The sequence below is a fragment of the Maribacter sp. Asnod1-A12 genome, from assembly GCF_045063735.1.
Taxonomy (GTDB): domain Bacteria; phylum Bacteroidota; class Bacteroidia; order Flavobacteriales; family Flavobacteriaceae; genus Maribacter.
Genome location: NZ_JBEFNZ010000006.1, coordinates 2,775,168 through 2,788,028, shown reverse-complemented (window position 1 = coordinate 2,788,028; position 12,861 = coordinate 2,775,168). Strand labels below are relative to the sequence as shown.

Genomic DNA, 12,861 nt, shown 5'->3' with positions numbered 1-12,861 from the left:
TTTATATATCAATCATCATAAATTTTAATCCATTACAAACTTAAACCCTGCGGTGATGATACTAGAACTAAAGGTTGTATCCCTATCATATTTATAGAACTTCAAATCAATACTTTTAAGTCCCAGTTTCCAGATATGCAGCTTGGTAAAAATATCGGTATAGGAAACGCCCATACCAAATTGGTTTGCCGAATATTTTGACAAATCATAATCTGAGGTATAAAACGTATCTGTAGAAAGTGCTTCTTCATAACCAAAGAAATAATCTGCCGCCGTTTGTTGGTAATATCGATACGACGGATAAACCGTAAACTTATCTGAAAGCTTAATAGGCACCTCTACACTAGCAGTGTGGGAGTTTATGCCCCAATCATCGTAGTAATACCTATAGAAGCTTCTTACAACCATGGTTTCATTAATATACCAGTTTAAACGACCGCCTGCAGCAACCTTAAATCTGGTATCTGGTAATTGCTCTATGGCATCTGCCAATTGAAAATTATCTATAAAAGAATCTGCGACATCGCTGAAATAAACCCTTTGAAAAGGTGTGGACAACAAACCTTCTTGCTGAATAAAATCTAATGCTAATGAACCTTGTAGATTCTTGCTTAAAATTTGAGAAAAACCGAATCCCACAGAATAAGAATTTCTTGATTCATCAGAAAATTCATTGAATATGGGGCTGTAATTGGTATTGCCCGTAATTGTATTATTACTAAATAGTCCGTTCGCCAAACCATTTGCTCCACTTGCAAAAGGTCTCAATTCAGTAGGATAAATTGCCGTCCAGCTATCTAAATAGACATTAGCATTTACACTAACCTCCGTATTCTTTTCATTAAACAACTTTGTTAATCCACCACCGAAACCTAATGAGAAATAATCGTATTCTGATGATACGGATAGTTTACCAGAAATTATCGTATTTCTATCATCAGAGCTATGACTATACGAACCTGTCAGATTTGTCCAAATATCTGAGCTAGAAGCACCAGAACTTGCTACGAAAGGATCTGCTGGTTGACTGCCATCAAAAGGACCAACATTACTCGAAGACGCAGATGTATAAGCAGAAACACCTGCATCTATGGTAAGAACATCGTCATCGTTTAAAGGAATAGACACTATGAAAGTACCTGTGAAATCTGTCAACTCTTCGGTACCCAAACCACCACTTACAGCAGCATTGTCACCGTCTTGTGAATAATAACTTGTTAAGAAATCCACTTCAGTAGTTTCTAAAACACGCTTTTTGTATGTTTTTACAGAATCTTGAGTTTGCTGGGCATAACTCATCGTGAACATGAATAAAGCCGCTAAAGAAACTGTTATTTTGAATATCTTCATTTTACAAAAATTATATGCTATTCTAATTACAGCCGCAGCCTCCACCAGTTTTACCTCCGTTTGCACCTGCTGCAGCTTCTCTGTAAGAATGAGCAGTAGTTAAATTCCGCTCCACCTTTTTATCTTGCAAAACCATATCGGGATCGTTAATATTAATTTTTTCGTACTCCTTCAACACGGTACAGCTACTAAAAGAAGTTGCTATCAGGGCAAAAATTAAAAACTTCTTCATCATGATTTTTCTATTTCTATATTTTTTGATGTGATAATATTTCCTTTTTCATCTATAATAATACACTCTACTTGTGGTAATTGTTTTATTCTATTTAGACCGACTTCTATACCCATAACAAATACCGATGTTGCCAAGGCATCTGCTAATTCTGCTTTGGGTGCAAATACGGTAACGCTAATAATACCCGTTGCAGGATAACCACTTCGAGGATCAATTATATGAGTATATCTTACATCATTAAAACTCACAAACTTCTCATAATTACCCGATGTTACCACTGCCCCATTTTGTATTGGCAATAATGCAAAAACCTTATTCTTATTCATAGGGTTGGTTATGCCAACCTTCCACTCTTTACCATTGGGCTGTTTTCCCCAAGTATTCATATCGCCAGATGCATTTATGATACCTGCAACAACGCCTTTAGATTTCAACAGTTCTTTTGCTTTATCTGCGGCAAAACCTTTACCAATGGCTCCGAAACCAATTTTCATTCCTGCTAACTTCAGAAAAACTGTGTGGTTCTCTTTATCTAAAATGATATTATGATAACCCACTTTAGCAACAGATGCCTTAATCGAATCTTCTGATGGCATAACGGTCATGCTACCATCAAACTTCCAAATTTTATCCATAGAGGCATAACTAATATCAAAAGCCCCATCTGTCAGCTTAGAAATACCTATACCCCGTTGTATTAAATTGAATAATTCTATATCAACTTGCACTGGCTTATTACCAGCATTTCTATTAATTTTTGATGTCTGCGAGTTCGAATCCCAAGAAGAAATCAGCTTTTCTATTCTTGTTATTTCACTGATAGCCATATCAATATACACATCCCCTTCAACAGGATCTTTAGCCACAACCGTAATATCAAAACGGCTACCCATTAATTTAACGGTGCGCTTATAAGGCTCTTGGGCATACAGTAGACCAACAGAAAAAAGTAATACTATGAGAGTTAGTTTCTTCAATCTATTTTATGAATGAATTCAATTCTTCTATGTACTCTTTGGGTGTCAGTTTCTTGTAACTGGTTTCACCATAAACTTCACCATTGGCATTCAAAACCACAACAAAGGGAAAAATCCCCTGTCTGTTATAATTTTCAGCCAATACCTTGTTTTTATTCAATTGCTCCTCTGGCAGCGCATTCTTTTTTCTACGAGGAAAATCTGCTTGCAACATTATATAATGCTCTTTTGCATATTCCTTAAACTCATTTGTAGACCATATTGCCCTATCTAATTTAATACAAGGTGCACACCAATCTGAACCTTGAAAAACTAGTATTATTGGCTGATTATTAGTTTCGGCAAGTTTTTTAGCTGTTGTAAAATCTGTATTCCAGTCTTGCGCTGTTATTGAACTAACACTAATCACTGCAAATAACAGAAACAATATATATTTCTTCATCTAATGTATTATTTGACCGTTAACTTACTTTCTTAAAATACCCTTTATTCCAGATATACCACTATGAATTTAACCGAACCTTTTATTAAAAATTGTGCATTTCACTTAAAATTTAGTTATTATCTATGAGCTAAATTTGTAATAATCTTTAAAGTTTTATATCTCAACTTATATAGACCTTTTCATTAATACCATATACCTATCTTAAGAAAGATATGAGCATTGTCATATTTAACCATAATTTCAGCTGCTATTTTTGCCTAAAATTTATGAATAAATCGTAATTATATGATTCAAACTACAAAATGTCTATATTAAATTTTAAACATTTATTATTCATTTTGGTTAATAATCTCATATACTCCAAGAATCCCATAAATTTGTTAAACACTAATACCTTTTACACGTGAGTAAAGCTATATATATTGTAACTACAGAACCTAATAGTGGAAAATCAATTGTTTCACTTGGCCTTATGCAAATTCTATTAGGCAAAACTGCCAAAGTAGGATATTTTAGACCTATTATCGATGATGTCCCCAATGGCAAAACCGATAACCACATCGATACTGTATTAAGCTACTTTAATGTAGATATGAAACCAGAAGAGGCTTATGCATACACGCGTAGCCAAGTCGTACAATTAAAAAATCAAGACAAAGACGATGAGATTGTAGGACACATTATTCATAAGTATAAAACCATTGAAAACAAGTTCGATTTTGTTTTAGTAGAAGGAACTGATTTTTCTGGAGAAGGTGCGATTATAGAATGGGATATAAACGTACTTATTGCCAAAAATCTAGGAATACCCTCAGTAATTCTTGCCAGTGGAAAAAATAAAACTTTAGATGAATTGGTAGGTAATCTCTATATGGCGTATGACTCTTTCAGAGAAAAAGGTGTTGAGGTATTATTGATTGTTGCAAATAAAGTACAGCCTGAAAATGTAAGTATTGTAAATAAAGGATTAAAAGAAAAGCTACCAAATGATGTTTTGGTGGGTACTATACCGGTAAACAATATTTTAGGTAGCCCCACATTAAAAGAAATTGCACAAGAGTTAGATGCAAAGGTTCTTTTCGGCGAAGATTACATTAACAATCAAGTAGGTAGTTTTAGCGTTGGCGCCATGCAATTACGTAATTATATAACCCATTTAAAAAGTGATAGTCTGGTCATTACCCCAGGTGATCGTGCAGATATTATTTTGGGTGCTTTACAGGCTAACATTTCGACAAATTACCCTAATCTTTCAGGTATTGTATTAACAGGCGGGTTATTGCCCGAAGAGTCTATTATTAAACTTATAGAAGGGCTTTCTGATATTATTCCTATACTGTCGGTTGCTAGAGGTACGTTCTTCGTTACCAATAAAATCGGTACTATTAGACCTCGTATTTATGCAGAGAACAAAGAAAAGATCCTTACCTCTATTCAAGAATTTGAAAAACATATTCCTACTAAAGAATTAGCTGAGCGATTAATTACTTTTAAGGCAAAAGGTATAACTCCCAGAATGTTTCAATATAACCTTCTACAAAAGGCTAAATCTTCTAAAAAGCATATAGTTTTACCAGAAGGTTTAGATGAGCGTATTCTGTTAGCTACGAAAAAGCTAATCGATACCGATGCTGTCTCCATCACCCTTTTGGGAAATAGAGAACTAATTATCGCTAAAATTGTTGAATTAGATATCGATTTAAACGTTAACGATATAGAAATTATTGACCCCACTGCATCTGATCGATTTTTAGATTATGCTACTACCTTGTTTGAATTGCGTAAGCATAAAAACGTAAACTTGGCAATGGCACAAGATTTAATGGAAGATGTTTCATATTATGGAACAATGATGGTACATAAAGGTCATGCAGACGGTATGGTTTCTGGAGCAATACACACCACACAACATACCATACGCCCTGCCCTTCAGTTTATCAAAACTAAACCAGGTGTATCTATAGTTTCGTCTATCTTTTTCATGTGTTTACCAAACAGGGTTACCGTTTTTGGAGATTGTGCAATTAATCCAAACCCTAATTCTGAGCAATTATCTGAAATTGCCATTTCATCGGCTGCTACAAGTGCTGCCTTTGGTATTGAACCAAAAATTGCCATGCTCTCTTATTCTTCTGGTGCATCTGGTGTTGGTGAAGATGTAGATAGGGTTAGAAAAGCAACTAATATTATAAAAGAAAAAAGACCCGATTTAAAAGTTGAAGGTCCTATTCAATATGATGCAGCGGTTGATGCTAAAGTCGGATTAAGCAAACTGCCCGATTCTGAGGTTGCCGGGCAAGCTAGTGTATTTATCTTTCCTGATTTAAATACCGGAAACAACACTTATAAAGCAGTACAACGAGAAACGGGTGCCTTAGCTATCGGACCAATGTTACAAGGACTGAACAAACCTGTAAATGACTTAAGCCGTGGCTGTACCGTAGATGATATTTTTAATACCGTAATAATAACTGCTATTCAAGCACAAGGATTTTAAACAAATTTCATGAATATATTAATTATAAATTCGGGTAGTTCTTCCATTAAGTATCAACTTTTAGAAATGCCTTCTGCTAAAATTATTTGCCTGGGTTCCATAGAACGTATTGGTAGTACCGACGCTATCTCTACTTATAAGACCGACTCCCATAAGGTTGAGAAAATATATGAAATTAAAAATCACAAAGCTGGGCTAGAAAGAATAACTTCACTCTTACTCGACCCAGAAATGGGTGTTATTAATACTACCGATGATATTGATGCCATTGGACACCGAGTAGTACATGGTGGTAGTGATTATACTAAGACGACTTTGGTAACCGAAGAGGTAAAAAAGAAAATAAAAAAGCTCTCTCCATTAGCTCCATTGCACAATCCTGCAAATTTAGAAGGTATTCTGATGTCTGAAGAAATATTCGTTAGAGCCAAACAGATGGTAGTTTTTGATACTGCTTTTCATGGTACCATGCCCACAAAAGCTAAAAAATACGCTATACCTAACGAACTTTACGAACAAAAAGGTATACAAGCGTATGGATTTCATGGTACCAGTCATAAATATGTGTCCGAAAAAGCAAATGAGTATCTAAATAAAGAAAATACAAAACTTATTTCTATTCACTTAGGAAACGGGTGTAGTATTACCGCTATTCAAGATGGTAAAAGTATAGATCACAGTATGGGTTTTGCTCCCTCAAACGGTCTTGTTATGGGTACTAGAAGCGGTGATATAGATCACTCTTTGATTTTTTACATGGTAGATACATTAGGGTACACTTTAGATGAAGTCAAAGAACATCTTAACAAGAAAAGCGGTATGCTGGGTCTTACCAAATTTAATGATTTACGAGATATTGAAGCAGAGGCAAGTAAAGGCAATACAGAATGTATTTTGGCTTTAGAAATGAATGCGTACCGTATCAAAAAATACATAGGTGCATATACAGCTGTAATGAATGGGATAGATGCTATTATCTTTACCGCCGGCATTGGCGAAAATTCAAGTTTAATGCGTCAATTGGTTTGTGCTGAAATGGACTATTTCAATATTAAATTAGATGATTCTAAAAATGATTTAAGGTCATCAACTATTCGTGAAATAAATACAAATAACTCTAAAGTTAAAATTCTGGTCATACCAACTAATGAAGAATTAGAGATTGCAAAGCAAGTATACGATTTATTAAAATAGCTATCTTACAATAACTTGTTTGTTATTATAAAACCTTTTTATTTAATATACGCCTAAGTCGATTTTAATTAGGTCAATCAAATTTCTAAATCACCCGAAAGTTGTCTTAGAATTATCTCAGATAATTTTGCTTGAAATTTGGCATTACTGAATCGAACTTTTGCATTAATGTAATTTAATTGAGCTGTTCTAAACTCAATGGTAGGTATTGTACCTATTCTAAATTTTTCAACGGTAATATCTAAATTCTCTTTGGCAATCGCCTCGTTATTCCCCTCAAGTTCTATTAGGCTTATATTGGTTAAATAGGTCTGATAAGTAGACCCTAGCAATGACAACAATTGTTGTTCTTGTTCTTCAATAGCTATAGTTGCATTTTGTAATTCCAACTTTCCAATCTTTTCATTTCTATTTTGATTAAAACCATCGAACAGGTTTAAGGTTGCCCCAAAACCATAACTAAAACCATTAGATTCTGAACTAGTTGTAAAACCTAGACTAGATTCTGAACTACCAAAATTATAACCTGTAGTTGCATAAATAGTTGGATACCTAGCTGCTTTTATTTGTTTTAACTCTAACTCACTTATCCTTTTACTTATTCTTTGAGCATTCAATTGCGGATTGTTCGAAATCACTAATGATTCTAGATCGGGTAATAATAAAGCTTGATTTACAAATATTTCTGGCACAGCCTTAAATTCAGATTTTAAATCTCTTGCCAATTGTTCATTAAGTGAAATCTTTGTATTGACATATAACTCCTTTTGACGTTGCATTAGCGTTTGATCGGTATTCAAATCTACTTGAGCGTTCAAAACCTCTAATTTTGAAGCTTTACCAATACTAAATCGATTTTGAGCCAATTCAACCCGTTGCTTTGATATGATGATAGTACTGTCTAATGCTGATAATTGCTGTTGTTGCTGTACTAAGTCATAATAGGTAATCATAACCTCGCCAACTTTAGTAAGAATCACTTGTTTTAATTCTTCTTCTCCTAAATTCTGATTTTGTTTTAATTGCTCAAAGTTGGCGAACATACTTAAACCATCAAATAACGTCCAATCTAAAGCTACACCATAATCTAAACTGTTGTTCTTCGCATTATCCTGTTCTACCTGAGAACCGTCTGAACGCGTTTGTGATAAACTTTGAATACTATTATCATCTTCAATAACAGCCTCAATAGTTGGTAACATACCTGCAAAACCCGGACTCACAGATAGCGAGTCAATTTTTAAATTGTTGCCTGCCGTAATTATTTGGTAATTATTTTCTACTGCTATTTTAACAGCGTCTTGTATAGTCAAAACCTCTTGTCCAAAACAATTAAAGACAATAAGACATAAAACTAATGTGCTATATTTAAACTTAGTCATTTTATAATGTTTCAAGCTCTTTAAATTCTGGTCTTTCTTCTTTCTCCCTAGACCATAACATATAAAGAGCAGGTATTACAAATAAGGTTAACATCAATGAAAACATAGTGCCACCGATAATAACAACTCCCATTCCTATTCTACTTGTAGATGCTGCACCTAGTGATAATGCAATCGGTAATGCCCCAAGAGCAATGGTTAAACTTGTCATTAAAATTGGTCGTAATCTTGATTCTGAAGCCTGTAAAATAGCTTCTCTTTTCTCAAGACCTTGTTCTCGTAATTGGTTCGCGAATTCTACAATCAAAATTCCATTCTTTGTTACCAGACCAATTAACATGATAGTACCGATCTGACTGAAAATATTCCATGACTGACCAAATAACCAAAGTGAAAATAAGGCTCCTGCTACCGCCATTGGCACGGTTAAAATAATAATAAATGGATCCATGAAACTTTCAAACTGTGCTGCTAGTATTAAGAAAATCAATAGTAACGCTAAACCAAATGCAAATAAGGTATTTGAACTACTTTCGACAAAATCTCTACTTTCGCCGCCTAGATCGGTGGTAAAAGATTCATCTAAAACTTTATCTTTTATACGCTCCATTGCCTCAATACCATCACTAATAGTTTTACCAGGCGCCAAATTAGCCGAAACCGTAGCAGACATATATCTATTGTTATGGTAAAGTTGCGGCGGACTACTATGTTCTGAAGTTTGTACCAAATTATCTAATTGAATTAGCAAACCATCTTTATTTTTAACGAAAATGGAAGTTAAATCTACAGGTGCATTTCTATCTTCTTTGTCAAACTGTCCAATAACTTGGTACTGTTTACCATTCATTAAAAAATATCCAAATCTTTGACCACTTAAAGACAGTTGTAAAGTTTCTGCAACATCAATTACAGAAACCCCTAAAGTTTCTGCTTTTTCACGATCTATAGTTACATAGATTTCTGGTTTATCAAACTTTAAATTTACATCTACAAACGAAAAAGTATCGTCATTTTCCGCTTCCGCCATAAATGCAGGAATATTCTCTTCTAATTTTTTAAAATTTTGAGCTTGAATGATAAATTGAATTGGTGGTCCCCCTCTTCTATTTACCGAAATGGTTGGTCTTTCCGATACGTTAGACTTTCCTCCCACATAAGCTTTCGCCCACTCACCCAAATCTTCTGCTATTTCATGTTGAGAACGATTTCTTTCACTAGGATCAACTAAAGCTATATTGGCTCTACCACTATTTACTGAAGAAGATCCAAACCCAGGAGATGTAAGTACCAAGCTAACTTTTTTTTCAGGTACCGAATCATTGATCAACTCTGTTATATCAGTCATTAATCGGTCCATATATTCATAAGAAGATCCTTCAGGTGCATTTACATTTAATCGTATAAAACTACGATCATCGTAAGGTGCAGTTTCTTTTGGTATTAAAATATAAAAGAATGCTATAAGCCCTAAACAGCCAAAAAGAATTGGAAAGCTCAACCATTTTCTTTTCATAAACACTCTTAAAGATTCACCATAAGAGTGATTCATTTTTAGAAAATACTTCTCTGTTACATGATAAAATTTTGATTGCTTTTGCTTACCAGGCTTAATTAAATATGCATTTAACATTGGTGTTAGCGATAATGAAACAAAAGCCGATATCAATACCGCAGCACCCAATACCACCCCGAATTCACGAAATAATCTACCTACAAACCCTTCTAAAAATATTACGGGTAAGAATACCGCTGCCAAAGTTATCGATATCGATATTACGGCAAAAAATATTTCATTAGAACCCTTTATAGCCGCTTCAATTGGGTTCATTCCCTCTTCTACTTTTTTATATATGTTTTCGGTAACAACAATTCCATCGTCTACCACTAAACCTGTAGCCAACACAATTGCCAATAGCGTTAATACATTTATAGAATAACCAAAAAGCCACATAATAAAAAAGGTGGCGATTAAAGAAACTGGTATATCAATTAATGGTCGCATAGCCATAGACCAGTTTCTAAAGAACAAGAAAATCACCAGTATTACCAATATTACCGATATAAGTAAGGTTTCGGCAACTTCGGTAACCGCCCTTCTCACAAATACGGTATCATCAATTACAATATTAAGCTTGAAGCCTTCTGGCAGGTCTTTTTTAAGCTTTTCATATTCCTCATAAAATGCATCTGCAATTTCAAGATAATTTGTACCTGGTTGTGGTATAACTGCAGTGGCGACCATAGGCTGACCCGAATCACTCATTTTGGTCTCCATATTTTCACCTTCCAATGAAGCTTTACCTATATCGCTTAATCGTACTAATCTTTCATTATCCGCCAGGATGATAATGTTGTTGAACTGTTCTTCGGTATTCAGGTTACCTATAGTTTTTACGGTCAATTCAGTATTATCCCCAGTTAATTTACCGGATGGCAGTTCTATGTTCTGAGCTAATAATGCATTTTGAACATCTGCAACGGTAAGACCGTAAGAAGAAAGTTTTAATGGATCGATCCATAATCTCATGGCATATCTACGTTGCCCCCAAATTTGAACGCTACTAACACCAGGTATTGTCTCTATTCTTTGGGCAATTACATTTTCTGCATAATCGGACAATTCTAGAATATTCTTTCCATCGCTCTGTACGGTCATGGATAGAATACGTTGGGCGTCGGCATCAGATTTTGAAACAACAGGTGGTGCGTCTAAATCATCGGGAAGACTCCTAACTGCTTGCGAAACTTTATCCCTAACATCATTAGCCGCATCTTCTAGATTTTTGTCCAAATTAAACTCTATATTTATTGAACTTGATCCTTGAACACTTGATGAGGTTATGTTTCTTATACCATCAATTGAATTAATCGCTTTCTCTAGTGGTTCTGTAATCTGGGACTCAACGATGTCCGCATTTGCTCCAGAATAAGTTGTACGTACTGAAACTTGAGCTGGATCTATCGATGGAAATTCACGAATTCCTAAATAGGTATATCCAATGATACCAAATAATACTATGGTAAGATTCATTACAATAGTAAGTACCGGTCTTTTTATACTTAAGGTAGACAAATTCATTATTCGGCAATATTTTTATGAGATTGATCCAAATCTATACTCACAGGTGTGCCATTTTTTAAAGCCATAACACCATAAGTCAAAATTGTATCACCTACTTTTAAACCTGTAAGAACACGAACTTCATTACCTGTTCTGGCTCCAATTTCAACATCTATTTCTTTAGCCTTCCCATTTTCTGAAATAAAAATGCGTTTACCGTTTTGTACTGGAATCAATGATTCTGAAGGTACCATTAATGCATCATCAATACTTTCTAATGGCAACATTACATTAGCATAAGTACCAGGGTATAATCTTCCCTCTTCATTTTCTGCAATAGCTCGCATTTTTAATGTTCTTGTAGCAATTTCCACCTCTGGCTCTATAGCATAAACTTTAGCTTCATATGCTGCTTTAGAACCTGATGTTGTAAAAGTCAAATGAGAACCTATGGTTACTTGTGAAGCATATTTCTCTGGAACCGAAAATGTGATTTTTAATTTACTTGTATTAACCAATTTAGCTATTGGCGTTACAGGGGTTACATATGTTCCTTTAGATATAGACCTTAACCCAATAGTTCCTGTAAATGGCGCCCTAACGATTGTTTTAGAAAGTTGTGCCTGCATTAATTGCGACTCGGCACTGGCAGATTGAAAATCTGCGCTAACAATATCATATTCTTCTTGGCTTATAGCTTGTTTTTCTAATAATAGCTTAGCTCGACGTTCGTTTTCAGAAGCTAATTTTTGTGCAGTTTGTACTTTTGATAGTTGTGCTTGTAATTCAATGTCATTTACTTTGAACAAGACTTGACCCTGGTTTACTTTTGTACCTTCTCGAAAATTAATACTTTCTACGACTCCAGACACCTCACTTCTAATTTCAATTTGTTCATTGGCCTCAATTGTACCAGAAAGTGAAATATTGTCATTAAATTTCTGAGGATGCAAAACCAATCCTTTTACAGTAGTCGCCGTATTTGTTTGTTCAGAAGATTTAGGTGCTCCTATTTCGCTATTTGCATTAACGCGATAAACAATCAACGCGATAATACCTATTAGCAAAATACTATAAACAATGTATTTTGTTTTCATAGGTGGTAAAGGATAGAATTTAGTTAGTTTGGTTACTAACAAATCTAAACCTAATCACCAATTTTGGGTATATATTAAGCTATATTTAACAAGGTTTTAGCAACTAACTCTATGGTTATTTAAAAAAGTAAAAATAGACTATGTCATATGACAACAAAAAAATAAAAAGGATTAATACAATTTTTAATTTAACAAATTATTTGCATTCTATAACCTTATGATTGTCAAATTATATTTTGATTACTATTTATCATCTAAAAAAATTCGGTGTTTTAAGTAGACATAATGAATATACTAAAATTACCGGATTTATTAGTTTTGTAACTGTAATTGTATGCTATATAATACATTTATGAAACGCTTATATTGAATACTATTCCACTACTATAAACTCCGATCTTCTGTTGAGCTGATGCTTCTCTTTGCTACATGGTACACCATTGCTACAGCCGTTTGTAAGTTCGGTCTCTCCATAGCCTTCATATGAGATCCTGTCGCTCGGGATACCTGCTTCTATCAAATATTCCGCGGTAGCCTTTGCCCNTACTGCGTGTACTGCGCGTCTTGCTGGGAATACCCTGTCAGAAGACCCGCTATACTGATCAATATGAATAGAAAAT

9 protein-coding genes and 1 pseudogene are annotated in these 12,861 nt (G+C 34.4%); 2 read left to right on the top strand and 8 right to left on the bottom strand.

The features are described 5' to 3' along the window. Positions 1-24 precede the first annotated feature (24 nt). The 4 genes from ACJJVP_RS11770 to ACJJVP_RS11755 all read right to left on the bottom strand — a co-directional run bounded on the left by ACJJVP_RS11770 (position 25) and on the right by ACJJVP_RS11755 (position 3,004). The gene (locus tag ACJJVP_RS11770; protein ID WP_405416184.1) at positions 25-1,308 is read right to left on the bottom strand and encodes a DUF3570 domain-containing protein; all 1,284 of its coding nucleotides are present in this window, start codon (positions 1,306-1,308) and stop codon (positions 25-27) included. A gap of 64 nt (positions 1,309-1,372) precedes the next feature. Further along, on the bottom strand, positions 1,373-1,585 hold the full coding sequence (locus ACJJVP_RS11765) for a DUF4266 domain-containing protein (RefSeq protein WP_405413883.1): 213 nt from the start codon (positions 1,583-1,585) through the stop codon (positions 1,373-1,375). After that, positions 1,582-2,562: an FAD:protein FMN transferase gene (locus ACJJVP_RS11760; RefSeq protein ID WP_405413881.1), complete on the bottom strand. Its 981-nt coding sequence runs from the start codon at positions 2,560-2,562 to the stop codon at positions 1,582-1,584. The genes ACJJVP_RS11765 and ACJJVP_RS11760 overlap by 4 nt, the downstream gene beginning before the upstream one ends. A 1-nt stretch (position 2,563) precedes the next feature. Beyond that, complete coding sequence (locus ACJJVP_RS11755) at positions 2,564-3,004, bottom strand: thioredoxin family protein (protein ID WP_405413879.1); 441 nt, start codon at positions 3,002-3,004, stop codon at positions 2,564-2,566. 406 nt (positions 3,005-3,410) lie between these two features. On the opposite strand from ACJJVP_RS11755, the gene pta reads away from it, so the two are divergent. Both pta and ACJJVP_RS11745 read left to right on the top strand, forming a co-directional pair. Next, positions 3,411-5,504 (top strand): phosphate acetyltransferase, encoded by a 2,094-nt coding sequence (gene pta, locus ACJJVP_RS11750; RefSeq protein WP_405413877.1) that lies wholly within the window; start codon positions 3,411-3,413, stop codon positions 5,502-5,504. Positions 5,505-5,513: 9 nt separating this feature from the next. Further along, complete coding sequence (locus ACJJVP_RS11745; RefSeq protein ID WP_405413875.1) at positions 5,514-6,698, top strand: acetate/propionate family kinase; 1,185 nt, start codon at positions 5,514-5,516, stop codon at positions 6,696-6,698. A 77-nt stretch (positions 6,699-6,775) separates the two neighbouring features. Here ACJJVP_RS11745 and ACJJVP_RS11740 read toward each other — a convergent pair whose 3' ends face one another. The 4 genes and pseudogenes from ACJJVP_RS11740 to ACJJVP_RS11725 all read right to left on the bottom strand — a co-directional run. Further along, positions 6,776-8,080, bottom strand: coding sequence for a TolC family protein (locus ACJJVP_RS11740; protein WP_405413873.1), 1,305 nt, complete (start codon positions 8,078-8,080; stop codon positions 6,776-6,778). Between the two features lies 1 nt (position 8,081). Beyond that, positions 8,082-11,162: an efflux RND transporter permease subunit gene (locus tag ACJJVP_RS11735; RefSeq protein ID WP_405413871.1), complete on the bottom strand. Its 3,081-nt coding sequence runs from the start codon at positions 11,160-11,162 to the stop codon at positions 8,082-8,084. Then, positions 11,162-12,241 (bottom strand): efflux RND transporter periplasmic adaptor subunit, encoded by a 1,080-nt coding sequence (locus ACJJVP_RS11730; protein ID WP_405413869.1) that lies wholly within the window; start codon positions 12,239-12,241, stop codon positions 11,162-11,164. The genes ACJJVP_RS11735 and ACJJVP_RS11730 overlap by 1 nt, the downstream gene beginning before the upstream one ends. 373 nt (positions 12,242-12,614) lie before the next feature. After that, positions 12,615-12,782 (bottom strand): annotated as a pseudogene (locus ACJJVP_RS11725) (OmpA family protein); the annotation flags it as partial. Positions 12,783-12,861 lie beyond the last annotated feature (79 nt).

Excerpts from the sequence above, each read along its gene's own strand:
- ACJJVP_RS11745 (WP_405413875.1), top strand. The coding sequence starts at position 5,514 with ATGAATATATTAATTATAAATTCGGGTAGTTCTTCCATTAAGTATCAA.
- ACJJVP_RS11770 (WP_405416184.1), bottom strand. The coding sequence starts at position 1,308 with ATGTTCACGATGAGTTATGCCCAGCAAACTCAAGATTCTGTAAAAACA.
- ACJJVP_RS11735 (WP_405413871.1), bottom strand. The coding sequence starts at position 11,162 with ATGAATTTGTCTACCTTAAGTATAAAAAGACCGGTACTTACTATTGTA.
- ACJJVP_RS11730 (WP_405413869.1), bottom strand. The coding sequence starts at position 12,241 with ATGAAAACAAAATACATTGTTTATAGTATTTTGCTAATAGGTATTATC.
- ACJJVP_RS11765 (WP_405413883.1), bottom strand. The coding sequence starts at position 1,585 with ATGATGAAGAAGTTTTTAATTTTTGCCCTGATAGCAACTTCTTTTAGT.
- ACJJVP_RS11755 (WP_405413879.1), bottom strand. The coding sequence starts at position 3,004 with ATGAAGAAATATATATTGTTTCTGTTATTTGCAGTGATTAGTGTTAGT.
- ACJJVP_RS11740 (WP_405413873.1), bottom strand. The coding sequence starts at position 8,080 with ATGACTAAGTTTAAATATAGCACATTAGTTTTATGTCTTATTGTCTTT.